We start from the raw sequence: 24,460 nt of genomic DNA on the forward strand, positions 1-24,460 counted from the left end.
GGCCTCCACAATGGCTGTTGCTCGGTCACAACTTCATAACAGGCATCGCAGCGGCGCCTTGCCGCTGCTTGACGGCACGTCACGCCCGGTCTAAGGGGCCTCTGCGCTGGTCTCGAGCCTCACGTGGCCATGTCAGTGCGATCAGAGTGACGCGCCCCTTCCGAACGAAACCCTCTTTAGCAACAGCAAGGGAGACCGGCGATGATCAAGGCCTTCGTCGTCGACAATGATCGCCTGCGCCTTGTCGACGATCTCCTGCAAAACAGCGATGCTGTCGTCTGGGTCGACCTTCTCAGCCCGACAAAGGAAGAAGAGACCACGATCGAGACCTGGCTCGGCATTGCCGTTCCGACCCGGGAAGAGATGGAGGAGATCGAGATCTCGAGCCGTCTCTACGTCGAGGACGGCGCCTACTTCATGACCGCCATTCTGCCGGCTCAGACCGAACTGGATGATCCCTTGATGTCGCCGGTCACCTTCGTGCTCGCCGGCAGCAGGCTGATCACCGTGCGTTACCACGAGCCGAAGGCGTTCAAGACCTTTCCGCTGCGCGCCGAGAAGGTGGCGACCGGTTGCACCAGCGGCGACACCATCCTGATTGGCCTGCTGGAGGCGATCGTCGACCGCCTCGCCGATATTCTGGAGCGCGCCGGCCGCGACGTCGAGGCGATCTCGCGCGACATCTTCGAGGCACGATCGACCAAGGTTTCCAAGCGCAACCGTGACTTCCAGGAACTGTTGAAAGGCATTGGCCGCAAGGAGGACCTCGCCTCCTCGGTCCGCGACAGCCTGATCTCGCTGCAGCGCCTTGCCGGCTTTCTCGCCCATGCCTCCACTCAGACCAAGATGAGCAAGGATACCCGCGCCCGCATCAAGACCTTGTCGCGCGACGTGCTGTCGCTTGCCGACCACGCCACCTTCCTGTCGCAGAAGATCAGCTTCCTGCTCGACGCGACGCTCGGCATGATCTCGATCGAGCAGAACGCCATCATCAAGATCTTCTCCGTCGCCGCTGTCATCTTCCTGCCGCCGACGCTTGTCGCTTCAATCTACGGCATGAATTTCGACATCATCCCTGAGCTCAAATGGCACTTTGGCTATCCCTTCGCCATCGGCATGATGGTGCTTTCGGCAATCCTGCCCTTCTGGTATTTCCGCCGTCGCGGCTGGCTATAGGGTCGTCAATGCGCGCTACGGCTTGGGCACAGCAGGCTGGCGCACCAGAAATTGCTTGACCAAATGCCGCCCTGCCTGCATCCGGGAGCCGACCCGTAGCGATTGTACAATCCTGAACAGGATTTCCAGACCATGACCACAAAGACCTGGGCTTATGAGGATTTTGTCGAGGGCGCTTCGCTCGACCTCGGCACCAAGCTGGTAAGCGCCGCTGAAATCATAGAATTCGCCGACGAGTTCGATGCCCAGCCGATGCATCTCGACGAGGCCGCGGGCAAGGCCAGCATCCTCGGCGGGCTGGCGGCTTCGGGCTGGCACACCTGCGCCATGTTCATGCGCATGCTGTGCGATGCCTTCCTGCTCGACTCGACCTCCCAGGGCGCGCCAGGCGTCGACCAGGTCAAATGGAAACGGCCGGTCCTGGCCGGTGACCTGTTGAGCGGCAGCACCACCGTCCTTGCCAAGCGACTGTCCAGATCGAAGCCCCGCCTTGGCCTGGTGACCATGCGCAGCGAGTTGTTCAACCAGCGCGGCGAAGGTGTTTTCGAGCTCGAAAACACCGTCATGTTCCTCACCCGCGAGGGCAGTGCGTGAGCCTCGACGAATTCTTCTGCATCGGTATCACCGTCACGCTTGGTTCACATCGATTCGAACCGGAGGCGATCAAGGCGTTCGCCCGCAAATACGACCCGCAGATATTCCATATCGACGAAGAGGCGGCGAGGAACAGTATATTCGGCGGGCTCTGCGCCTCGGGCTGGCACACCGCCGCCACCTGGATGAAATTGAACCTCCAGGCTGGCATGGAGGCAGAGGTCGCCCGCTGGCCCGGCCCCGGGCCGGTTCCGGAATTCGGTCCCTCGCCCGGCTTCAAGAACCTCAAATGGCCCAAACCTGTCTATGCAGGGGAAACCGTGACTTTCACCCGCACCGCGCTGGCCCATCGCCCCATCGCCTCGCGACCGGGCTGGCGGCTGCTGACGCTCCGCTCAGAGGCCTTCGATTCGACCGGCGACAAGGTCATCGAATTCGAAAGTGCCGTGCTGGTGAAGGTGGAGTGAGCGGAGTTTCCCCTCTCCCACAGGAAAGAAGGAAGGAACGCTCAATGCCCCTCAAACCCGATCAGCGTCCTCACCGGCACGCCGAGCGCCTCTAACCTCTCTCGGCCGCCAAGGTCCGGCAGGTCGATGACGAAGCAGGCGGCGAGGATATCGGCGCCGATCTGCCGCAATAGCTTGACGGCCGCCTCGGCCGTGCCGCCGGTGGCGATCAAATCATCGACGAGGATTACCTTCTCGCCTGGAGAAACGCCGTCCTTGTGCATCTCCATCTCGTCCAGCCCGTATTCCAGGCTGTAGGCGACCCGCACCGTCTCGTAAGGCAGCTTGCCTTTCTTACGGATCGGCACGAAGCCGGCCGAGAGCTGGTGGGCGATGGCGCCGCCGAGGATGAAGCCCCGCGCCTCGATGCCGGCGATCTTGTCGATCTTCAGGCCGGCATACGGATGCACCAGTTCGTCGATGGCGCGGCGGAAGGCCCGCGCATTGCCGAGCAGCGTGGTGATGTCGCGAAACAGGATGCCCGGCTTGGGATAATCCGGAATGGTGCGGATCGCGGCAAGCAGCGTCTCTTCGAGCGAGGATTTCATCGAGCGGCTCTCCGGGCTATTCAGATTCGGCTGAAGGCGTGAAAGGAATGGGCCAATCGTAACCCGGTGCCGCCAAGTCCGGCTACCGCCATGTGATGCCTGACGGAAAATTGTCCGGCAATGGGCCTTGCTCAGCGTCGGCTGCGATCAATTGACATGCCTGCAATGAAAAGGGCGCCCTTCGACGCCCTCGCATTCTCGTATATCGCAGGGCTCAGTGCGCCACGCCGGCCCACACCTTGCGCTTGGTCAGGTAGACCAGCGCACCGAACAGCAGCAAGAAGACCAGCACGCGAAAGCCGGTCTTCTTGCGGTCCTCGAGGTGCGGCTCGGCCGCCCACATCAGGAAGGCCGACACGTCGCGCGAGTACTGGTCGACCGTCTGCGGCGCGCCGTCATCATAGGTAACCTGGCCGTCGGAGAGCGGCTTCGGCATCTTCAGCGACACGCCGGACAGGAAGTACGGATTGTAGTGCGTGCCTTCCGGTATGACCATGCCCGCCGGCGGCTGCTGGTCGTAGCCGGTCAGCAGCGAGTGGATGTAGTCGGGGCCGCCCTGCGCATATTGCGTAAAGATGTCGAACACGAAGCGCGGGAAGCCGCGCTCGACCCCGCGCGCCTTGGCCAGCAGCGACATGTCGGGCGGTGCTGCGCCGCCATTTGCCGCCGCTGCCGCTTCGACATTGGGGAATGGCGCCGGGAAATGGTCGGACGGCTTGCCGGGACGGTCGAACATGTCGCCGGCATCGTTCGGGCCGTCATGGATCGTATATTCGGCCGCCAGCGTCTTGATCTGCGCATCCGAATAGCCAAGGCCTTCCAGCGTACGGAACGCCACCAAATTCATCGAATGGCAGGCCGAGCAGACTTCCTTGTAGACCTTCAGTCCGCGCTGCAGCTGGGCCTTATCGTAGGTGCCGAATGGCCCGGCGAAGCTCCAGTCCATTTCCTTCGGTTCGTGTATCGGGAAATGCGTCGGCGCCGCCTCATTGTGCGCCTCTTCCTGGGCGCTGGCTCCAGTGCTTGCGGCACCCATGCCCGCGGCCACAAGGCCAAGCAACGCCAGCGAGGAGAGAATCTTTTTCATGCCAATTCCCCTTGAGATTCTCTGACGCGCTGTCATCGTCTCGAGCATGACCTTGTCCGAGTACCGGTTTCCACTTTTCGGGATCATGCTCAGCCCTTGGTTTCCGGCGCGGTCGTGGCACCGGCAGGATGTCCGCCGCCGCCCTTGTTCTTCTCGAGCACCGCCTCGGTGATCGAATTCGGCAGCCGTCGCGGCTTTTCGATCAGCCCGAGCACCGGCAGCGCTACCAGGAAGAAGACGAAATAGAACAGCGTCGCCATCTGCGCCATGAATACATAGCTGCCCTCGGCCGGCTGCGAGCCCAGCCAGCCGAGCAGGATGGCGTCGGCCACGAACAGCCAGAAGAACAGCTTGTACCAGGGCCGGTAGACTGCCGAGCGCACCTTCGAGGTGTCGAGCCACGGCACCAGGAACAGCATGACAATCGCGCCGAACATGCAGAGCACGCCCCCGAGCTTGGAGTTGATGGGCCCGATATTGAAGGTGATGGCGCGCAGGATCGCGTAGAACGGCAGGAAATACCATTCCGGCACGATGTGGGCCGGCGTCTTCAGCGGGTTGGCCACGGTGTAATTGTCGGGATGGCCGAGATAATTCGGCAGGTAGAACACGAAATAGGCGAAGACGAACAGGAATACGATCATGCCGAACCCGTCCTTTATGGTCGCGTAAGGCGTGAAGGCGAGCGTGTCGGTCTTCGATTTGACCTCGATGCCGGTCGGATTGTTCTGGCCGACGACGTGAAGCGCCCAGATGTGCAGCACGACGACGCCGGCAATCATGAACGGCAAAAGGTAGTGCAGCGCAAAGAAGCGGTTCAGCGTCGGATTGTCGACCGCGAAGCCACCGAGAAGAAGCTGCTGGATCCAGTCGCCGACCAGCGGAATGGCGGTGAAGAAGCCGGTGATGACGGTGGCGCCCCAGAAGCTCATCTGGCCCCAGGGCAGCACATAGCCCATGAACCCGGTCGCCATCATCAGCAGGTAGATGATGCAGCCGAGGATCCACAGCAGCTCACGCGGCGCCTTGTAGGAGCCGTAGTAGAGGCCACGGAAAATATGGATGTAGACGGCGACGAAGAAGAATGACGCGCCGTTGGAATGGAGATAGCGCAGCAGCCAGCCCGAATTCACGTCGCGCATGATCTTCTCGACCGAATCGAAGGCGAGAGTGCTGTCGGCCGCATAGTGCATGGCCAGCACGATACCGGTCAGGATCTGCGCCGCCAGCATAAGCGCAAGGATGCCGCCGAAGGTCCAGGCATAGTTCAGGTTGCGCGGCACCGGATAGGCGATGAAGCTGTCATAGACCAGCCGCGGCAGCGGCATGCGCGAATCGAACCAGCGTCCGATGCCGGACTTGGGCGTATAGGTCGAGTGTCCCTCGCTCATGGAAATATCCCCTGCCTCAGCCGATACGGATCTTGGTGTCGGAAACGAATTGGAACACCGGTACTGCCATGTTCTCCGGCGCCGGCCCCTTCCGGATGCGGCCGGCGGTATCGTATACGGAACCGTGGCATGGGCAGAACCAGCCGCCGAAATCGCCTTCCTGGCCGAGCGGGATGCAGCCGAGATGGGTGCAGACCTGGACCATCACCATCCAGGCTTCCTTGCCCGGCGTGGTTCGATTGGCGTCGGTCGCCGGCGCGTCGGCCGGCAGGTTGGCATTGCGGGCGATTGGATCCTTGAGCTCGGCGAGATTGACCGCCTCGGCGTCCTTCATCTCTTTTTCGGTGCGGTTGCGCACGACCACCGGCTTGCCGCGCCACTTCACGACGAGCGACATTCCTGGCGTCAGCGACGAGACGTCGACCTCGACCGAGGCAAGCGCCAGCGTCGAGGCATCCGGACGCATCTGGTCGATGAACGGCCAAGCAACGGCGCCCGCGCCGACCACCGCGGCCATGCCGGTGGCGACGTAGAGAAAATCACGACGGTTGGGATCCTGGGTGTCGGTTGCGCTCACGGGTGCCTGATCCTTTCGCCTCTTCCGTGCCGGCGGCCGAGCTTGTTCCCCGCTCAATCGCGCCGGCCCGACAGCGCATGGCGAACAGGCTAGCGAATTCCTCCGGCATTTGGGACTTGGGTTTATGCGTGAAGCCTGTTTTTGTCCAGACGGGCGAAGGCACAAGGGCAGATTGTCGCGGGGGCGTAATTTGCCCAGCTGAACGATTGGAAAACAGCAGCAAAACCAAACGGCTGCGTTCACCTCGACAGCGGACGCTCGCCCGGTTTATCCTCGCCCCATGGCGCATGTCATCGACCGCGACAAATGGGCCAAAGCGCCCGACCAGTTGCCCGACCACTGGCAAGGCGAGTTGCAATGCGGGCCTTACGGCTCCAATAGTTGCCTGATCTTTAACTACCTGCCGGAGACCGGCGGCGGCCCGAGGCCGCACAGCCATCCCTATTGCGAGATTTTCATCATCCGAACCGGGACCGGTCTGTTCACCGTCGGCGACCGGCAGATCGAGGCCACAGCCGGCCAGATCCTGGTCGTACCGCCGAACACGCCGCACAAATTCACCAATCTCGGGCCAGGCCCGCTGGAAACCACCGACATACGCGAGAACGGCAGCTTCATCACCGAGTGGCTGGAATAACACTTTCCAAACCAGTTCCGGTTCGGATCATGCGCTGGCGCCGAGCCTGGCCAGCACGGCCTTGGGAATGTTGTATTCCCGGATCACCGCGTCGTGCTTGCGCAGGCCGCAGAGTTCACGCTGGATGAAATACCCGTGCACTGCTTCGGCTGCATCCCTGAGCAGCCGGGCACGGTCGACACTGTCGCAATTCTCGCGCAGCCTCGTCAATGTTTCCTCGACGCGCCGGCCGGCGCGGCCGAGCGCGGCCGCCTTCTCGCCGAGGATTTCATGGCCAAGCAGGTCCAACGCGCTCTCCTGCGCGCCGGACCGTCCGAAATTCGATGGCATTCTCACCGCCATGGTCTACTCCGGTTTTTAGAAACTACTCCGCCGGCCGGGTCTCGGCCAGCGCGCTCTCCTCGTTGAACAGGAAGCCGCCGGACTGCCGCTTCCACAGCCTGGCATAGAGCCCGTCGAGCCCGACCAGCTCGTCATGCGTGCCTTGCTCGACGATGCGGCCCTCGTCGAGCACCACAAGCCGGTCGAGTGCCGCAATGGTCGACAGCCGATGCGCGATGGCGATGACCGTCTTGCCTTCCATCAGCCTTGCCAGATTTTCCTGGATCGCCGCCTCGATGTCGGAATCGAGCGCCGAGGTCGCTTCGTCGAGCACCAGGATCGGTGCATCCTTGAGGAAGACGCGGGCGATCGCCACGCGCTGGCGCTGGCCGCCGGAGAGCTTGACGCCGCGCTCGCCGACATAGGCCTCGTAGCCGATACGATCGCGATTGTCGCGCAGACCGAGGATGAACTCGTGCGCCTCGGCCTTCTTCGCTGCCGCGACCACCTCGGCGTCGGTCGCTTCCGGCATGCCGAGCTTGATGTTGTCGCGCAGCGAGCGGTGGAAAAGTGCCGTATCCTGGCTGACGACGCCGATATTGGCGCGCAGCGAATTCTGCGTGACCGTGGAGACGTCCTGCCCGTCAATGGTGATCTTGCCGCTCTCGAGGTCGTAGAGGCGCAGGATCAGATTGACCAAGGTTGTCTTGCCGGCGCCGGACGGGCCGACCAGGCCGACCTTTTCGCCCGGCCGCACGACGAGGTCGATGCCGTTGAGCACGCCGGACCCCTTGCCGTAGTGGAACTCGACATTGCTGACATCGATGCGCCCGCCGCCGACGACAAGCTCTTTCGCGTCCGGCGCATCGGTCAGGCCGAGCGGCTGTGAGATCAGCGCCTTGGAGTTCTCCAGCACGCCGAGGTTACGCAAGATGCCGTTGAGCTGCATCATCAGCCGGCCGAGCAGCATGTTCAGCCGCAGCACCAAAGACAGCGTGAAGGCCACGGCGCCGACTGTGATCGAACCCTCGACCCAGAGATAAACGGCAAAGCAGGCGATCGCCGTGATCATGATGCCCGACAGCATCGTCAGCGCCATGCGCACGCCTGTCAGCCGGCGGGTGAACGGGCGCAGCGCGTCGAGATAGATGTCGAAGCCGTTCCTGATGTAGTGGTCGTCGCCATCGGCCGAGAACAGTTTCAGCGTCTGCACGTTCGAATAGGAATCGACAAGGCGGCCGGTGATCATCGAGCCGGCTTCGGCGGTGGCTTCGGCATGTTTGCGGATTGCCGGCAAATAGCGCCTGGCCAGCAAGCCGAAGGCGGTAATCCAGATCACCACCAGCACCGCCAGCCGTAGATCGAGCCCGGCGACCAGCGCCAGCGTCGTCACCGTATAGACGACCATGAACCAGACGACCTCGATGAAGCTTTCCATCAGATCGCCGGTCGCCTGTCCCGCCTGCCAGACCTTGGTCGCGATACGCCCGGCAAAGTCGTTCTGGAAGAAGGCGTAGGATTGGCGCGAGACATGGCGATGCGCCTGCCAGCGCACCAGATTATAGAAACCCGGCGTGATCGTCTGCTCGTCGACCAGCGCCGACAGACCGACGACAATGGTGCGGATGACCAGCACCACCGCGATCATGAAGACAAGTTCCGGGCCGGCGGCAGTCCACAGCGCGTGCCAGCTGCGTTCGCCGGGAAGCTGGTCGAGGATGTCGACCAGCCGACCGACGAAATAGAACAGTCCGGCTTCGACCAGCGGCGCGATGCCGCCGATCACCAGCATGGCGAAGAAGGCGATCTTCGCCTGCCCGACGTAATGCCAGAGGAAACCCCTCACGCCGGCAGGTGGCCGAAGGTCCGCGGGCTCCCGGAATGGATAGACCCAGTTCTCGAACCAGCGGTAGATGACAGTCATCATTCGGCGGCTTCACCCTTGGCGATTGCATCGTTGGCGGCTGCATCGTTGGCAGAAGGGCCGTCGTCGAGCAGGAATCCGCCCGACTGACGTTGCCAGAGCTGGGCGTAGAGCCCGCCTTTGGCAACGAGTTCCTCATGCGAACCTTCCTCGATGACTCGGCCCTTGTCCATGACCACGAGCCGGTCCATGGCCGCGATCGTCGACAGGCGGTGCGCAATGGCGATGACGGTCTTGCCTTGCATCAGTTTGTAGAGATTCTCCTGGATGGCCGCCTCGGCCTCGGAATCAAGGGCGGAGGTCGCCTCGTCGAGAATGAGGATCGGCGCGTCCTTCAGCATGACACGGGCTATGGCGATGCGTTGCCGCTGGCCGCCGGACAATTTGACGCCGCGATCGCCGACATGCGCGTCGAAACCCTTGCGGCCGTTCGAATCCGACAAGCCGGCAATGAAATCCAGCGCCTCGGCGCGCCGCGCCGCCTCGAGCAGCATCTCGTTGCTGGCGTCCGGCCGGCCATAGAGGATGTTCTCGCGTACCGAGCGATGCAGCAGCGAGGTGTCCTGCGTGACCATGCCGATCTGGGCGCGCAGCGAGTCCTGCGTCACTGCCGCAATGTCCTGGCCGTCGATCAGGACCTTGCCGCTTTCGAGGTCGTAGAAGCGCAACAGAAGATTGACCAGCGTCGACTTGCCGGCACCCGATCGACCGACGATGCCGACCTTCTCGCCCGGCTTCACCGTCAGCGACAAGCTTTCGATCACACCCTTCTGCTTGCCGTAGTGGAAGCGGATGTCCTCAAAACGGATCTCGCCCTTGGTCACGGCAATATCCTTGGCACCAGGCCGATCCTCGACGAGGCGCGGCAGCGAGATCGAGGCGATGCCGTCCTGCACCGTGCCGATATTCTCGAACAGCGTGGACATCTCCCACATGATCCATTGCGACATGCCCCAGAGCCGCAGCACGAGGCCGATGACCAGGGCGACAGCGCCGATCGTCACGGCTTGGCCGAGCCACAGCCACAGCGAGATCGAGGCGACCGAAAACAACAGCAGCGAATTCAGGACATAGAGCAGGCCGTAGAGTTGCGTCACCAACCGCATCGATCGGTAAACGGTGTCGAGAAAGCCGGCCATACCGTCCTTGGCGAAGGATGCCTCGCGGCGCGCATGCGAGAACAGCTTGACCGTCTGAATATTGGAGTAGCTGTCGACGACACGGCCAGTCATGGTCGAGCGCGCATTGGCCTGCTCCTCGCCGACCTTGCCCAGTCGCGGGATGAAATAGCGCAACAGCAGGACATAGCCGGCAAGCCAGACGGCAAGCGGCGCAGCCAGCCGCCAGTCTGCCGAGCCGACAATGAACAGCATGCCGAGAAAATAGACGACGATATAATTGAGCACATCGATGAGCTTGATCACGCACTCGCGCACGGCGAGCGCTGTCTGCATCAGCTTGGTCGCGATGCGCCCGGCAAACTCGTCCTGATAGAAGCTCATCGACTGCTTGAGCAGGTAACGATGCACCTGCCAGCGGATACGCATCGGATAATTACCCATCAGCGTCTGCTGGTTGAGCAGCGAATGGAACCAGACCGTTGCCGGCAGCGCGAAAACCACGATGAAGGCCATGCCGGCCAGCTTCAAGCCTTCGGTCTGCAGGAACGTCTCGCGATTCTGTCCGGACAGCCAGTCGACGATCCGGCCCATGAAGCCGAACATCCACACCTCGGCAAGGGCGATGGCCGTCACCAGTACCGCATCGAGAGCGATGTAGGGCCATGCGCCGCGCGTGTAATGCACGCAGAAGGCGATCAGTGTCCGCGGCGGCTCGACCGGCTCCTTGGCAGGGAACGGATCGAGCCTTTTTTCAAACCAGCTAAACATTTTGATGCTCACAATTTCCCGCTCACGCGGCACGCGAACGGACGAGGTGCCTAGACCGCATGGCGTCAAGGACCGGCGATACGGTATCGTCCGCCTCGCCGGCCCGGCTTCGCGCTATATAGGTTGTCGCGGGCCTTTCGCCGACAGTCTCGCTTGACGATGCTGACGACGTTTTGACAATCCGGATTTTCGCGCCGGTTTTTGCACCAGGCCGGATCAGCCTGATGATCCGCCGCACCAGCGACGGCCGGCTATGGTCCGGAACGGCGCGCGAGAAATCGACGTCCGGCAGCATGCCGCGATGCGGACGCCGGCGGGTCTCGGCGTGAACCGCCGACGAGTGGGTCTCGCCGATCAAAAGTGCCCAGGTCGCAGTCTTGCGCTCGTGCAGGCTTCTTGAGCCGGGTATTCTACAGGGATCGAACATCGGTCCGTCCTCCACTTGACGATGCAGATAGAAGGGTGAGCCAACCCAGGCCGCGGGCATGCGCGGTGCGGCAAAGGTGACATCGCTCGAATTGTGTTCAGGCGGGGCGTTCAGCCCCTTCCACAGCTTGAAAAACATCGCAGGATTCCTTCAACGGCCGAAAAAGGTTTCGGCGGGAATCGGTGCGATTAGAAGTCTAGAAGGTCAGGAGAATCGTCGTACCGAAACCGCCGTCGGGCTGGTAAGCCCACGAGAGAGGTGGTGGATGTGCATGGCCATCATGAATTACCCCTCCATCGGTTCGGGTTGACAATGCTGGCCGTATAACCGACTTCGCAGAAAATGACCACCCGCCAGTCCAGGAATTTCCAAAACCGCGAGAGCTCTGTGGCTGATCTGCCACTTATTAGAAAGACGCGGAAATGAACGACCGTCTCCGCATCGCGCTCTACCAGCCTGATATCGCCGGCAACACCGGGACAATCCTGCGCTTCACCGCTTGCCTCGGTCTCGGCGTCGACATCGTCGAACCGGCAGGCTTCCCGCTCGGTGACCGGGCGCTGAAACGGGCCGGCATGGACTACCTCGAAATGGCGGCGCTCACCCGGCATGTCGACTGGCACGCCTTCGAGGACTGGCGCAAGCTTGCCAAGCGGCGGCTGGTGCTGCTGTCGACCAAAGCAGCTGCCGCCTACACGGATTTCGCCTTTGCCGGCGACGACATTCTCCTGTTCGGCCGCGAATCCGCAGGCGTGCCGGATGCCGTCCACGAGGCGGCGGATGCGTGCCTGACCATCCCGATGCAGCCCGGAGCGCGCAGCATCAACGTCGCGCTTTCCGTTGCGATGGTGGCGGGCGAGGCGATCCGGCAGCTTCGCTAGGACGTGTACGCGATCGCCGGCCGCAGCGACCAAGGCACCGTCCTCACGCAACACTGCGTCCTCTCCGGTCATTCTCATCCAGACGCCCATCGCCTTCTCCTGCCGTTTGCATCTTCGGGGCTTCTTCGCTACAAGCTCAACTTAACTTGAGGTCAAGCGGAAAATCGGAGATGACTGCGGCAACGGAATTGACGGTCGGCCAGGTCGCGACGCGCAGTGGCGTGGCGGTGTCGGCGCTGCATTTCTACGAAGCGCGCGGGCTGATCCGCAGCCACCGCACATCAGGCAACCAGCGGCGTTACGGCCGCGACGTGCTGCGACGTGTGGCGATCATCAAGGTAGCGCAGGAGGTCGGCATTTCGCTGGCCGAGATCGGCACAGCCCTTCGATCATTGCCTGAAGGCCGGACGCCGACCCGCGAGGATTGGAACCTGCTTTCGACGGCTTGGCGCGACGAGCTCGATCAGAAGATTAGTCAGCTCAAGAAGCTGCGCGACGGGTTGACCGACTGTATCGGCTGCGGCTGCATGTCGATCGACAAATGTCCGCTGCGGAATAAGGGCGACCGGCTGAGCATCCGAGGGCCGGGCGCGAGACGCTTGCTGATCGAGCGTTAATCCGCCGCCGGCAGCCGCCTGATTGTGAATTCGATGACGTCGCCCGGCCGCTCGAACCAGCTCTCGATCTCGGTCCAATAGGCCTGCTTGGGAAAGCGCTCGAACCATTCCTTCGCCTTGAGACGAGCGTCGGAGCGCGGCAGCACGAAGGTCTCGCGCAGGAAGCCGTCGCGCGGCATGCGCGCGTTCTCGGCGCGTGAACGGTCGAGCCTCTTCTTCAGGCCATCCAGCGGCGGTCTTGCCGGGGTGCGCACGAAAGAACTCCATTCACACTTGACCCTTGCATCTAAGAGATTAGGGATCGCGGCCGGAAAAGACGAGTCATTTGTCGGGGTACGCCCCGCAACCGGAGACAGGATTTGCAACGACCCGAGATACCGGCGGGGCTGCCAGCCGACATCGAACAGAAGAAGACGAAGGCACGGCTGTGGTTCGAGACGTTGCGCGAGCGCATCTGCGCCAGCTTCGAGCAGATCGAGCAGGACCTGCGGGGGCCGCAGGCCAGTTGGTCGCCCGGTCGCTTCGAAAAGACGCCGTGGCAACGCGATGCCGGCAAGGGCGGCGGCGGCATCATGTCGATGATGCACGGCCGCGTCTTCGAGAAGGTTGGCGTCCACACCTCGACCGTCCATGGCGAGTTCTCGCCCGAATTCAGGAAACAGATGCCGGGCGCCGAAGAGGACCCCTCCTTCTGGGCGAGCGGCATTTCGCTGATCGCCCATCCGTGGAACCCCAACGTGCCGGCCGTGCATATGAACACACGCATGGTCGTCACCTCGCGCCAGTGGTTCGGCGGCGGCGCCGACCTGACACCAGTGCTCGACCGCCGCCGCAGCCAGGACGACCCCGACACGGTCGCCTTCCACAGGGCTATGCAATTTGCCTGCGAGAAGAACGCGGCGATCGCCGACCACGCGAAGTTCAAGGCCTGGTGCGACGAGTACTTCTATCTGCCGCACCGCAACGAGCCGCGCGGTACCGGCGGTATCTTCTTCGACTGGCTGCATTCGGATGAGGACAAAGGCGGCTGGGACGCCGATTTCAACTTCGTCCAGGACGTCGGGCGATCTTTTCTCGTCGTCTACGGGCATCTGGTGCGCGCCAACTTCAATGACAACTGGACCGATGGCGACCGTGACGAGCAGCTCATCCGCCGCGGCCGTTATGTCGAATTCAACTTGCTTCACGATCGCGGCACCATCTTCGGGCTGAAGACCGGCGGCAATGTCGCCTCGATCCTGTCCAGCCTGCCGCCAGAAGCGAAATGGCCGTAAAATCTCGGTGAGCACGACGTGAGCCGCAATCGGGTCCAAATCCCCGGAATTTGACGGCGAATGTGGCGCAAGGCGCGCCAAAAAATATCTTTTTCGTCTAATATACCATTGTAAAGATTGGGCTATTTGTCGCGTCGGGCCGGGAAACGCCGGCGGTTCTTTACTCCCGAGAGCCGCGACCCGACGTGACCGGACGGCCCACGATTGAATGGGGCACCTTTCCCAAGCAGTGCCCGCATTTTCCAGGAGAGCATGCCATGCGCAAGCTTATTATGACCGCAGCCGCCGCTGCCGTTCTCGCCTCTGGTACTGCCGCATTCGCTGCGGTCAAGCACACCACCGGCACGATCAAAAGCTTTGATGGAACGGCGATGAGCCTGGTTCTGGATAACGGAGCCACCTTTACGTTGCCCCAGACCTTCAAGGATCCTGGCCTGAAGGTCGGCGAAAAGGTCCGCGTCACGTGGGATATGAACGGCAAGGATAAAATTGCCGAGGCAGTCAAGATCGTGAAGTGATGTCCTGCCCGCTGGAGCAAGACGAGGTCTTACTCCTAGGTAGCGTAAGAGGGCGGAGCAGCGATGCTCCGCCTTTTCGCAACCCGATCACTAGAGGACCGCGTGTCGGCTTGGACGCACGGCACTCTAAGGCAACCAAAACCATTCGATCGTGTTATGCTAACCTGTCCAGCGTGTAGCCCGGATACCGGACGCGGTTTCCGGATCGCGCAATCAAAGGTCTGGAGCTTCCGTGTCAGTGCGCTGCGCGGTGCTCCAAGGAGGAGATGAGGAGAAGCCGATGAAGGAATTCCATTGCGGGTCGCTCGTACCCGGCTGCGAGTGGCACACACGCGCCGAGGAGGAGGCTGAGGTCATGCGCCGTGCCGTCGAGCATCTGCGCGAGACGCATGGCGAGACCGTGATCCGCGAGACGATGATCGAGGCGATCCGCTCGCGCATCGAAAAGGTCCGCGACGCGGCGTGACGGTCAGGATTCGAGTGCCTCTGCGGCGCGCTTGAGCAGCGCGCCGCGATCGAGCGCAAAACCGGACTCGACCCATTCCTTTTCGAGGTTCTTCAACGTTGCACCAAGCTTTGGCCCCGGTGACGCGCCAAGTGTCGTCAGATCGGCGCCCTTGAGCGGAAAAACAGGGTTCTGCCATTTCGCGGCGAAGGCAAGCAGGCGCGAGAAGCCGCCGGCTTCGAGCAGTGCGTCACTGTCTTCGACTGCGCGGGCTCGAGCGGAAGCAAGCAACAGCCGCAACCGATCGACAAAGCCTTGGCGGTCGCCAAAATAAAGCCCTTTCGCCAACTCTCCTTCGGTCGTTTTCGGATCGACGGCAGCCGTGATCGCCCAATTCCGCAGACGGCTTGCCTCGCTCACGGAAAGCCTCAATCTCTCGGCAAGCGTCTTCATGCGCGCGGCATCCGGCGGCACGACGGCTTCCAGCCTGAGCAGCGGGTCCGGCGCCCAGGCCAGGTCCTTCTCCGTCTTGGTCAGCCCGTGAATGGCATCGATGCCCCATTTCTCGCTTTCCGGCAAAACGGCGGTCAGAACGCCGGCTTGGCGCATCCACAGCAGCGCCCGCGACGGATCCGGCGCCGACAGCAATTTCTTCAATTCCCACCAGACGCGCTCGACCGAGAGCTGGTCGAGCCCCTGCTTCAGCCGGGCGCAAGCCTTTAACCCTTCGGCATCCGGCCTGCCGTCGCCATACCAGGCGAAGAAACGGAAGAAACGCAGGATGCGCAGATAATCCTCGCGGATACGCGCTTCCGGATCGCCGATGAAGCGCAGCCGCCGCGCCTCGATATCGGCGATACCGCCGACCAGATCGACGACCGTTCCATCGGCTTCGGCATAGAGTGCATTGATGGTGAAATCGCGCCGCTCAGCGTCGGCTTTCCAGTCGCGGCCGAACGACACTTTGGCGCGCCGGCCGTCGGTTTCGATATCGGCACGCAGCGTGGTGACCTCATAGGCCTTGCCTTGGGCGACCGCGGTGACGGTGCCATGCTCGATGCCGGTCGGCACCGTCTTGAAGCCCGCCGCCTCGGCACGCCGGATGGTTTCCTCGGGCACCGTCGTGGTGGCGATGTCGATGTCGGCGACCGGCTGGCCGATGAGCGCGTTGCGCACCGCACCGCCGGCGACACGCGCCTCCTCGCCGCCGTCGGTGAGCGCGGCGAGCAGGCGCTGCAAGTGGCTCTCGCCGAGCCAGCCGGCCTTGCCGGCAATCGACACCGGATTGCTCACGAATAGAGCCTTTCATAGAGCGTTCGGATGATGCCCGCAGTGACGCCCCAGATGCGCTGGCCGCCATAGGGCATCTCGTAAAAGAACCATTCGAGGTCGTTCCACATGCGACTGTCTCTGGTGTGGTTGGCGGGGTCCATCAGAAAACCCAGCGGCACCTCGAAGACAGCATCGACTTCGTCGGAATTCAGCGTCAGGCTGAAACCGGGCCGCACGATCCCGAGCACCGGAGCGATGCGATAGCCGCTGCCGGAAACGTAGTCCGGCAGACGGCCGATGATCTCGATGTAATCCCTATCGAGACCGATCTCCTCGAATGTCTCGCGCAACGCCGCCGCTTCCGGGCTCGCATCGGTTGGATCGACGGTGCCACCGGGAAAAGCAACCTGCCCCGAATGGTTGCGCAGCTTTTCCGCCCGCCTGGTCAAAAGGACCGTGGCTTCATGGCCATGATCGACCACCGGGATCAGAACGGCGGCATCGCGCAGCGCCTTGGCCAGCTTCAGTCTGGGATGGCCCGGATTGAAGCGGTGGTCGCCAAAATCGTCGCCGGCATGCGCCAGCGGCTGCGCCGCGACGCGCTGGCGAAACCCGGCAGCGGAAAACGCCAACGGCGTCACCTGATCCATCATAGGCGGTCCATCATGCGCTCAGCCGTTTCAGTTTCTCAGCCGGCATGATTGGATAGACCTCGCCTTTGGAACGGACGGCAAACATCGTCTTGCCACCGATGTCGATCTCTTCGCCGTGCTCGACCAGCTCGTACATCACCGGCCGTGTCACCAGCGCCTCCAGCCGCCCGCGCACCAGCACATAGGGCTTCAGGCCACCTGTCTCGTCTTCATCGACGAAGCGCAGCGGGTGTCCCGCCCCAGCCTCGACCACGTCGCCGACATTGGTGCGAAAGGTGATGATTTGTCCGTCGCCCGCGCCAGACACGTCCATCTCGACGGCAATGAAGGGCGCGTCGGCGACGCGGATGCCAACCTTTTCCACCGGCGTCACCAGGTAGGTCCTGCCGTCCTCGTCCTTACGCAGCACCGAGGAAAAAAGCTGCACCAGCGGCATCCGGCCGATCGGCGTTCCCAGATAGAACCAGGTGCCGTCCTGCTTGATTTCCATGTCGAGATCGCCGCAAAACGCCGGATTCCAGCGTTCCACCGGCGCCGGCCCCTTGCCGGCGCGTGTCGCGCGCGAGACTAGCGCTTGCAGCCCGCGCGCCTCGGTCGCGGCCGTCAGGCTCTCTTCACGATTGTCTGCGGCTTCCGTCATGGTCACGAAATAGTCACTGTTGTTCCGCTTGTCAGCCTAAGTCTGTGATTTAAATTCAAAGACAGGCGGCCTGCGAGGCCGAATCGCGGCATTCTGCGGCACCCACTGTGCCAAGCGGTATTTCCAACCAGAAGGATCGATGCTGCATGAGCGTGATGATCAAGGAAAGCCCGATCAGCGAAAAGGACATGGTGGCGCAGGCCGAGAAAGCGCTGGCCGACATTTCGAGGGTTCGCAACGGCGTCGGCCGGGTCATCTTCGGCCAGGAAAGCGTCGTCGAGCGCACGCTCGTCGCATTGCTGGCCGGCGGCCATGCACTGCTGGTCGGCGTGCCCGGCCTAGCCAAGACCAAGCTGGTCGAAACGCTGGGCATCGTGCTCGGCCTCGATTCGCGCCGCATCCAGTTCACGCCCGACCTGATGCCGTCCGACATTCTCGGCTCAGAGGTGATGGAGCAGGATGAATTGGGCAAGCGTTCGTTCCGCTTCATTTCCGGGCCGATCTTCGCGCAACTGCTGATGGCCGACGAGATCAACCGCGCCTCGCCGCGTACGCAGTCGGCGCTGCTGCAGTCGATGCAGGAATACCACGTCACTATTGCCGGCGTGCGCCACGACTTGCCGTCACCGTTCCATGTTCTGGCGACACAGAACCCGCTGGAGCAGGAAGGCACCTATCCGCTGCCCGAGGCACAGCTCGACCGCTTCCTGATGCAGGTCGACATCCTCTACCCCGAGATCGAGGCGGAGCGCCGCATCCTGCTGGAAACCACCGGTATCGAGGATGCCAAGGCTGAAAACGTGCTGCAGCCGGCGCGGCTGAAGGACATCCAGACGCTCATCCGCCGCATGCCGGTGCCGGAAAGCGTCGTCGAGGCGATCCTCAAGCTGGTGCGCTCTGCGCGTCCCGGCCAGGGCAACGCCGATACCGACAAGCACGTCGCCTGGGGCCCAGGCCCGCGCGCCAGTCAGGCGCTGACGCTGTGCACCCGCGCCCGCGCCCTCTATGACGGCCGGCTGGCGCCGTCGGTCGACGACGTCCGCGCACTGGCCGAGCCGGTGCTGCAGCACCGCATGGCGCTGACCTTCGCCGCCCGCGCCGAGGGCACCACGGTTCGCGACGTCGTGGCGAAGCTCGCGAAAGGGATTTGATGGCGCGCATCGGTGAAGCGCAGGCACCGGCAGCGACGCGCGATGCGCTCGCCAGAGGCCGGTTGCGGGCTTCGTTGGTGCCGGACCTGCTGGTCGAGGCGCGCCGCATCGTCAACACGGTAATTGCCGGCTGGCACGGCCGCCGCAAGCGCGGCATCGGCGAGAATTTCTGGCAGTTCCGGCCCTATGTCGAAGGCGATTCCTCGCGCATTGACTGGCGCCGTTCCGCCCGCGACGACCACACCTATGTCCGCGACCGTGAATGGGAGGCCGCCCACACGGTGTGGCTGTGGGCCGACCCCTCGCCTTCCATGCTCTACAAATCGACCGGAGCCGGCGTTTCCAAGGAATCGCGCGCCCTTGTGCTGACGCTGGCCATGGCCGAGCTTTTGTCGCGCAGCGGCGAGCGCATTGCCTGGCCCGGCCTGACCGACCCGTTCACCGCCCGCAATGGCGCCGAGCGCATCGCGGCGCAACTGATGCACGCCGGCGACCTGCCGGCAAAGCCCGACCTGTCCGGCATTCGCCGCTTCTGCGACATCGTCATCGTCAGCGATTTCCTTGACCCGGTCGAGGACACGATGGCCTGGCTGGACGTGCTCGCCCGCCACGGCGTGCGCGCACATCTGATCGAGGTCGCCGATCCGGCCGAGGAAAGCTTCCCCTATGCCGGGCGCACCGAATTCACCGATCCTGAGACCGGCGACAAGCTGACCGCCGGCCGCGCCGAAATGCTGGGCGAGGAATATCGCCTGCTTTATGCCGCCCGCCGCCAGGAACTGGCCGCCTGGTGCAAACGGCTTGGCTGGAGCTTTACCATCAATCATACCGATCGCCTTGCCTCCGAGGCGCTGGTGCGCATCCATATGGCGATGACCGCCGAGGGCAGCTTTGCCGGGAGGGCCCGCGCATGAGTTGGCTGCCGCTCTCCTTCGGGGCGCCGATGGTGCTGTGGGGCCTGCTGGCGCTGCCGGTGATCTGGTGGCTTCTGCGGCTGACCCCGCCCAGGCCGCAAACCGAGGTGTTTCCGCCGCTCAGGATTCTCGCCCGCGTGTTGAGGCGCGAAGAAACGCCGCAGCAGAGCCCTTGGTGGCTGACGCTGCTCAGGCTGCTGATGGCCGCGCTTGTCGTGGCGGCACTTGCCGAACCCGTCTTCAACCCGCGCGAAAAGCTGCCCGCCGAGGGCGCCGCCCTGGCGCTGGTGATCGACAATGACTGGGCAAGTGCCGCCGACTGGGGCAAGCGGGTCGCCACCGCCGAGCGGCTGATCGCCGATGCCAATTCGAATGGCGTGCCGGTGCTCATCGCTTTCACCGCCGAGAAGCCGAATGCCGAGATCGGTCCCTTCGATGCCGCTGCCGCGCTCGACCGGCTGCGCGCGGCAAAGCCGCGGCCGATCCCGACCGACCGCCCCGCCGTCTACGCCCGCGTCGCATCAGCCCTGGACTCGCTGCCGGGCGCCAGCGTCGCAGTGCTCGCCGATGGCTTGGCGGCGCAAGGCGACGAAGCCGCCTTCAACACGTTGTTGTCAAAGAACGCGGCACGTATTGTCTGGGCCGTTTCCGACCGGCTGTCGCTGACCGGCCTGACCGGCGCCGACAACCAGGTCGACGGCTTCGCCCTGACAGCCATCCGCGCACCGGGCGACCCGGCACCTGCACAGGTGACGGCCGGCGCGTTCGACGACAAGGGCCGCCGCATTGCCGACGCGACGCTGACCTTTGCCCCGGGCGGAACCACCGCAACCGGCACGATGGCGGTGCCGTTCGAACTGCGCAACGACTTCGCCTACATCGCGCTCGATGGCGAGCGCCAGGCCGGTGCCGTCCGCGTGCTCGATGAGAGCTCAAAACGCCGCCGCGTCGGGCTGCTGTCGCAGTCCGAGGCCGATCAGGCGCAACCGCTGCTGTCGCCGCTCTACTACATCCGCCGCGCCCTGCAGCCCTTCGCCGATCTCGTCGAGCCGTCGAGCGTCGATCTCGCCGACGCCATTCCGCAACTGCTCGACCAGAAACCGGCGATGATCGTCATGGCGGATGTCGGCACCATTCCGGAACAGGCGCGGCAGAGGCTGGTCGACTGGGTCGACAAGGGCGGCACACTGGTGCGTTTTGCCGGTTCGCGGCTGGCCGCTGCCGGCAATGACGACGATCTGCTGCCGGTCCGGCTGCGCACCGGCGAGCGATCGCTTGGCGGCGCGCTGTCATGGACGGCGCCGCAGCCGGTCACCGAATTCCCGAAGACCGGTCCCTTCGCCGACCTCGCGCCGCCAACCGAGGTCACCGTTACCAGGCAGGTGCTGGCCGAGCCGACGCCCGACATTGTCGAGCGCACCTGGGCCACGCTTGCCGACGGCACGCCGCTGGTGACCGGGATGAAGAAGGACAAGGGCACCCTCGTACTGTTCCACGTCACCCCCGAGGCGACGTGGTCCAACCTGCCGATCTCCGGCAGCTTCGTCGAGATGCTGCGGCGCATCGTGCAATTGTCGCGCAACCAGGGCTCGGCGGTGGCCAATGCCGAGGCAGCCGCCACGTCGCTGGCACCCTATCGCATGATCGCTGCCGACGGCACGCTGGTGCCGCCGACACCGGATGCCAGGCCTCTGGTGCCCGGCGCCGGCCCGCTGGCGGTGACGCTGGAAAACCCGCCCGGCCTCTACGGCTCGGAAACGGGAGTGTTCGCTCACAATCTGCTCGGTGGCGACAGCGCATTCACGCCGCTGGCCCGGCCTGAAATCACGGTGCCGGTCACCACCATCCAGTATGCCTTCGACGAGCAGCGCAACCTCAAAGGTCCGCTTGTCACCACCGCCCTGGTGCTGATGGTGCTCGACACGCTTGCCGTATTCTGGATGGGCGGCCTGTTGTCGCGCCGGCCGCGCCGTGCCGGCGCTGCGGCGACGGCAGCCGTCCTGCTGATGGCGCTCGGCGCCTTGATTGGCCAAGCGGACGTCGCGCGTGCCGACGACGCCAAACCGGGAGATACAGAGGCGATCGGGGACATTTCAAAGACCCGGATCGCCTACGTGCTGACCGGCGAACCGGGTGTCGATTCGATCAGCCGCGCCGGGCTCGAAGGGCTGACCCGCTTTCTTATCGAAAAAACCGCGCTCGAACCCGGAGCACCCGCCGGCGTCGACATCTCGAAGGACGAACTGTCCTTCTACCCGCTGATCTACTGGCCGATCGATCCCTCGGCCCCGATGCCGAGCGAGGCCGCCATCGCCCGCATCGACGCCTATATGCAGCAGGGCGGAACGGTCTTGTTCGACACCCGTGACCAGTTCGCCAATGGCATTGGTGCGGATTCGACCAGCCCGGCTACGGAGCGGCTGCGCGACATCCTCGGCAACCTCAACGTGCCACCGCTGGAACCGGTGCCGTCGGACCACGTGCTGACCAAATCCTTCTACATTCTTCCGGAGTTTCCTGGCCGTTTTGCCGGCAGCCCGCTTTGGGTCGAGGCATCGCTCGAAGCCAGCAACACCGAGAACCGCCCGGTGCGCACCGGCGACGGCGTTTCGCCAATCATGATCACCGCGAATGATTTCGCCGGCGCCTGGGCGGTCGACGAGAATGGCGACCCGCTATTGCCGACGGTGCCTTCGGATCCGATGCAGCGCATCTATGCGCTGCGCGCCGGCGTCAACATCATGATGTACATGCTGACCGGCAACTACAAGTCCGATCAGGTGCACGTCCCTGTGCTGCTCGAACGGCTGGGGCAGTAGACCATGAACTGGTCGCTCTCCTTCGAACCGCTCATCACCTGGCCGCTGCTCGCAGTGGTCCTGGTGCCGCTGCTGCTGCTGGCGCTGGCCGGCCTTTGGTTTCGCCAGCGCGGTGCGATTTTCCGCCTGGCAGCCCTGATTGCCCTGGCTGCGGCGCTGCTCAATCCGGTGTTCCTCGACGAAGAGCGCGAGCCGCTGAAAAGCATCGTCGCCGTCGTCGTCGACCGCAGCCAGAGCCAGGATATCGGCGACCGCACCAAGCAGACCGACGCGGCGTTAGCCGGGCTTCAGCAACGTCTCGGCCGCTTCAAGCAGTTCGACGTCCGTGTCGTCGAAGCCGGCAAGTCCGAAGCCGCCGACGAGCGCACCGAGACGCGGTTGTTTTCCTCGCTCGAAAATGCTTTCCGCGACGTGCCGCCATCGCGCATCGGCGGCGCCATCATGATCACCGATGGCGAGGTGCATGACGCACCGTCCGGCACACCCGACTTCAATGCCCCGCTGCATGCGCTGATTACCGGCAACGAGCATGAAAAGGACCGTCGCATTCGCTTCGAGAATGCGCCGCGCTTCGGCCTCGTCGGCAAGCCGCTCGACATGACCTATCGAGTCATCGCCACCAACAACGACACCGGCCCGGTCGATGTCCGCGTATCGGTCAATGGCGAGCAGGTATCGGTCGAGCACGCCAACATCGGCCAGGCGATGCCGCTGCAGGTGACTATTCCCAGCGCCGGGCGCAACATTGTCGAACTCGCCATCAACCACGAGCCGGGCGAACTCACCGACACCAACAACCGCGCCATCGCGCTGATCGACGGTATTCGCGAAAATCTGCGGGTACTGCTCGTTTCCGGTGAACCGCATGCGGGCGAGCGCACCTGGCGCAATTTGCTGAAATCCGACGCTTCGGTGGACCTCGTGCACTTCACCATCCTGCGCCCGCCGGAAAAGCAGGACGGCACGCCGATCAACGAATTGTCGCTGATCGCCTTCCCGACGCGCGAGCTGTTCGTCGAGAAGATCAAGGATTTCGACCTGATCATCTTCGACCGCTATCAGCACCGCGACGTACTGCCGATCCTCTATTACGACTATATCTCCGAATATGTCGAAAAGGGCGGCGCGCTGCTGATCGCGGCAGGCCCCGAATATGCCGGCGAAAGCTCGATCGCCCGCACGCCGCTGATGTCGGCGCTGCCGGCAATGCCGACCGGCGAGGTCATCGACAAGGCCTTCTATCCGCGCCTCACCGATACCGGCCAGCGTCATCCGGTAACGCGTGGGCTCGACGGCTCCGCGACCGAGCCGCCGCACTGGAGCCGCTGGTTCCGCACCATCGGGGTCGAGAACCCCGAGGGCGAGGTGGTGATGAAGGGCGCCGACAACCGGCCGCTGCTGCTGCTCGATCGCAAGGGCGAAGGCCGCGTCGGCATGCTTCTGTCCGACCAGGGCTGGCTGTGGGCGCGCGGCTTCGAGGGCGGTGGGCCCCACGTCCAGCTCTACCGGCGCATCGCCCACTGGCTGATGAAGGAGCCCGAACTCGAGGAAGAGCGGCTGACCGCCGACGGCCGCGGCATGGTGCTGGAAATCCGCCGCCAGACGATGAGCGACGACCCCGGCCCGGCGCAAGTCATCACGCCATCCGGCAAGGCACTGATCGTCAGGCTCGAGAAATCCGAACCAGGTGTCTTCCTCGGCAGCGTCGAGACCAGCGAAATCGGTCTCTACCAGGTCGGCAATGGCGACCTGACGGCATTGGCCCATGTCGGGCCGGTCAACGCCCCGGAATTCACCGATGTCGTCTCCACCGAGAACCGGCTGAAACCACCGGCTGAGGCAACCGGCGGCAGCGTTCGCCGGCTGGCTCCGGCCTCGCCACTTGGCAATCTCACCAGCACGGTCACGCTGCCATCAATCGTCCCGGTCCGTTCGTCGGGCGCGGCCTCCGGCAATGACTGGATCGGCCTGCGCACTACCGACGACAGCGTGCTCAAGGCCGTCTCGCGCGTGCCGCTGTTCGGTGGCTTCCTCGGACTCGGCCTGCTTCTTCTGGCGATGGGCTCTATGTGGTACCGCGAAGGGCGGTAGCGGCACCGTCCTTCCTTCTCCCCTTGTGGGCCTGTTGCGTAATTCGCTGATTGTGATTCTCTGAGACGAAGCTCGGAGGGAATCGCGATGGCAGTGAAGCAGATGGGC

25 protein-coding genes are annotated in these 24,460 nt (G+C 63.6%); 13 read left to right on the forward strand and 12 right to left on the reverse strand.

The genetic code is table 11. The features are described from left to right. Positions 1-201 precede the first annotated feature (201 nt). The 3 genes from corA (at position 202) to NKH98_RS25590 (ending at position 2,237) form a co-directional block, all read left to right on the forward strand. Positions 202-1,176: a magnesium/cobalt transporter CorA gene (gene corA / locus NKH98_RS25580; RefSeq protein WP_352477971.1), complete on the forward strand. Its 975-nt coding sequence runs from the start codon at positions 202-204 to the stop codon at positions 1,174-1,176. A gap of 132 nt (positions 1,177-1,308) precedes the next feature. Continuing rightward, positions 1,309-1,770, forward strand: coding sequence for a MaoC family dehydratase (locus tag NKH98_RS25585; protein WP_352477973.1), 462 nt, complete (start codon positions 1,309-1,311; stop codon positions 1,768-1,770). Continuing rightward, on the forward strand, positions 1,767-2,237 hold the full coding sequence (locus NKH98_RS25590; RefSeq protein ID WP_352477975.1) for a MaoC family dehydratase: 471 nt from the start codon (positions 1,767-1,769) through the stop codon (positions 2,235-2,237). The genes NKH98_RS25585 and NKH98_RS25590 overlap by 4 nt, the downstream gene beginning before the upstream one ends. A gap of 41 nt (positions 2,238-2,278) precedes the next feature. On the opposite strand, the gene NKH98_RS25595 is transcribed toward NKH98_RS25590, so the two are convergent. The 4 genes from NKH98_RS25595 to petA form a co-directional block, all read right to left on the reverse strand. Next, a complete protein-coding gene (locus NKH98_RS25595) occupies positions 2,279-2,824 on the reverse strand; it encodes an adenine phosphoribosyltransferase (protein ID WP_254819181.1) in 546 nt (181 codons plus the stop codon). Between the two features lie 214 nt (positions 2,825-3,038). Then, positions 3,039-3,911, reverse strand: coding sequence for a cytochrome c1 (locus tag NKH98_RS25600; protein ID WP_352477976.1), 873 nt, complete (start codon positions 3,909-3,911; stop codon positions 3,039-3,041). Positions 3,912-4,000: 89 nt separating this feature from the next. Further along, complete coding sequence (locus tag NKH98_RS25605) at positions 4,001-5,302, reverse strand: cytochrome b (protein ID WP_352902744.1); 1,302 nt, start codon at positions 5,300-5,302, stop codon at positions 4,001-4,003. A gap of 16 nt (positions 5,303-5,318) precedes the next feature. Then, entirely contained in the window at positions 5,319-5,879 is a 561-nt protein-coding gene (petA, locus tag NKH98_RS25610; protein WP_352477980.1) for a ubiquinol-cytochrome c reductase iron-sulfur subunit, read from the reverse strand. 280 nt (positions 5,880-6,159) lie between these two features. Here petA and NKH98_RS25615 point away from each other — a divergent pair, with 280 nt between their 5' ends. Beyond that, positions 6,160-6,516, forward strand: coding sequence for a cupin domain-containing protein (locus NKH98_RS25615; RefSeq protein WP_352902745.1), 357 nt, complete (start codon positions 6,160-6,162; stop codon positions 6,514-6,516). 27 nt (positions 6,517-6,543) lie between these two features. Here NKH98_RS25615 and NKH98_RS25620 read toward each other — a convergent pair whose 3' ends face one another. The 4 genes from NKH98_RS25620 to NKH98_RS25635 are packed head-to-tail and all read right to left on the reverse strand — an operon-like array spanning position 6,544 to position 11,215. Next, complete coding sequence (locus NKH98_RS25620; protein ID WP_023679480.1) at positions 6,544-6,858, reverse strand: DUF6665 family protein; 315 nt, start codon at positions 6,856-6,858, stop codon at positions 6,544-6,546. A gap of 22 nt (positions 6,859-6,880) precedes the next feature. Beyond that, entirely contained in the window at positions 6,881-8,764 is a 1,884-nt protein-coding gene (locus NKH98_RS25625; RefSeq protein ID WP_352902748.1) for an ABC transporter ATP-binding protein, read from the reverse strand. Further along, a complete protein-coding gene (locus NKH98_RS25630; RefSeq protein WP_352902750.1) occupies positions 8,761-10,650 on the reverse strand; it encodes an ABC transporter ATP-binding protein in 1,890 nt (629 codons plus the stop codon). The genes NKH98_RS25625 and NKH98_RS25630 overlap by 4 nt, the downstream gene beginning before the upstream one ends. A gap of 22 nt (positions 10,651-10,672) precedes the next feature. Further along, positions 10,673-11,215 carry a hypothetical protein gene (locus NKH98_RS25635; protein WP_352646599.1) on the reverse strand — a complete coding sequence of 181 codons (543 nt, stop codon included), beginning with the start codon at positions 11,213-11,215 and terminating at the stop codon, positions 10,673-10,675. Positions 11,216-11,499: 284 nt separating this feature from the next. Between NKH98_RS25635 and NKH98_RS25640 the strand changes: the two genes are divergently transcribed. Together NKH98_RS25640 and soxR are read left to right on the forward strand one after the other, a co-directional pair. Beyond that, positions 11,500-11,958: a tRNA (cytidine(34)-2'-O)-methyltransferase gene (locus NKH98_RS25640; protein WP_352902752.1), complete on the forward strand. Its 459-nt coding sequence runs from the start codon at positions 11,500-11,502 to the stop codon at positions 11,956-11,958. A gap of 170 nt (positions 11,959-12,128) precedes the next feature. After that, complete coding sequence (gene soxR, locus NKH98_RS25645; protein WP_352646603.1) at positions 12,129-12,575, forward strand: redox-sensitive transcriptional activator SoxR; 447 nt, start codon at positions 12,129-12,131, stop codon at positions 12,573-12,575. Here the strand turns inward: soxR and NKH98_RS25650 are convergent. Continuing rightward, entirely contained in the window at positions 12,572-12,829 is a 258-nt protein-coding gene (locus NKH98_RS25650; RefSeq protein ID WP_023679487.1) for a hypothetical protein, read from the reverse strand. The two genes, soxR and NKH98_RS25650, sit on opposite strands and share 4 nt — an antisense overlap. Positions 12,830-12,934: 105 nt before the next feature. Between NKH98_RS25650 and hemF the strand changes: the two genes are divergently transcribed. From hemF to NKH98_RS25665, 3 genes are all read left to right on the forward strand, one after another. Next, the gene (gene hemF, locus NKH98_RS25655; RefSeq protein WP_352902755.1) at positions 12,935-13,849 is read left to right on the forward strand and encodes an oxygen-dependent coproporphyrinogen oxidase; all 915 of its coding nucleotides are present in this window, start codon (positions 12,935-12,937) and stop codon (positions 13,847-13,849) included. Between the two features lie 257 nt (positions 13,850-14,106). Beyond that, positions 14,107-14,367, forward strand: coding sequence for a DUF1344 domain-containing protein (locus NKH98_RS25660; RefSeq protein ID WP_352879080.1), 261 nt, complete (start codon positions 14,107-14,109; stop codon positions 14,365-14,367). 280 nt (positions 14,368-14,647) lie between these two features. After that, positions 14,648-14,833: a DUF1059 domain-containing protein gene (locus NKH98_RS25665; protein ID WP_023679490.1), complete on the forward strand. Its 186-nt coding sequence runs from the start codon at positions 14,648-14,650 to the stop codon at positions 14,831-14,833. 3 nt (positions 14,834-14,836) lie between these two features. On the opposite strand, the gene NKH98_RS25670 is transcribed toward NKH98_RS25665, so the two are convergent. From NKH98_RS25670 to NKH98_RS25680, 3 genes are read right to left on the reverse strand one after another with little or no spacing between them, the layout of a single operon-like run. Then, the gene (locus tag NKH98_RS25670) at positions 14,837-16,105 is read right to left on the reverse strand and encodes a CCA tRNA nucleotidyltransferase (protein WP_352646606.1); all 1,269 of its coding nucleotides are present in this window, start codon (positions 16,103-16,105) and stop codon (positions 14,837-14,839) included. After that, positions 16,102-16,734 carry a CoA pyrophosphatase gene (locus tag NKH98_RS25675; protein WP_254819167.1) on the reverse strand — a complete coding sequence of 211 codons (633 nt, stop codon included), beginning with the start codon at positions 16,732-16,734 and terminating at the stop codon, positions 16,102-16,104. The genes NKH98_RS25670 and NKH98_RS25675 overlap by 4 nt, the downstream gene beginning before the upstream one ends. Before the next feature lie 13 nt (positions 16,735-16,747). Then, positions 16,748-17,377, reverse strand: a complete 630-nt coding sequence (locus NKH98_RS25680; protein WP_352646608.1) for a DUF1285 domain-containing protein — start codon at positions 17,375-17,377, stop codon at positions 16,748-16,750. A 146-nt stretch (positions 17,378-17,523) separates the two neighbouring features. Here NKH98_RS25680 and NKH98_RS25685 point away from each other — a divergent pair, with 146 nt between their 5' ends. From NKH98_RS25685 to NKH98_RS25700, 4 genes are read left to right on the forward strand one after another with little or no spacing between them, the layout of a single operon-like run. Beyond that, positions 17,524-18,528, forward strand: coding sequence for an AAA family ATPase (locus NKH98_RS25685; RefSeq protein WP_352902758.1), 1,005 nt, complete (start codon positions 17,524-17,526; stop codon positions 18,526-18,528). Next, positions 18,528-19,442 carry a DUF58 domain-containing protein gene (locus NKH98_RS25690; protein ID WP_352646613.1) on the forward strand — a complete coding sequence of 305 codons (915 nt, stop codon included), beginning with the start codon at positions 18,528-18,530 and terminating at the stop codon, positions 19,440-19,442. Before NKH98_RS25685 ends, NKH98_RS25690 begins: the two co-directional genes overlap by 1 nt. Further along, positions 19,439-22,261 carry a DUF4159 domain-containing protein gene (locus NKH98_RS25695; protein WP_352902761.1) on the forward strand — a complete coding sequence of 941 codons (2,823 nt, stop codon included), beginning with the start codon at positions 19,439-19,441 and terminating at the stop codon, positions 22,259-22,261. The genes NKH98_RS25690 and NKH98_RS25695 overlap by 4 nt, the downstream gene beginning before the upstream one ends. A 3-nt stretch (positions 22,262-22,264) precedes the next feature. Next, on the forward strand, positions 22,265-24,352 hold the full coding sequence (locus tag NKH98_RS25700; protein ID WP_352805817.1) for a hypothetical protein: 2,088 nt from the start codon (positions 22,265-22,267) through the stop codon (positions 24,350-24,352). Positions 24,353-24,460 lie beyond the last annotated feature (108 nt).

This window comes from Mesorhizobium sp. M0833 (genome assembly GCF_040319905.1).
Taxonomy (GTDB): domain Bacteria; phylum Pseudomonadota; class Alphaproteobacteria; order Rhizobiales; family Rhizobiaceae; genus Mesorhizobium.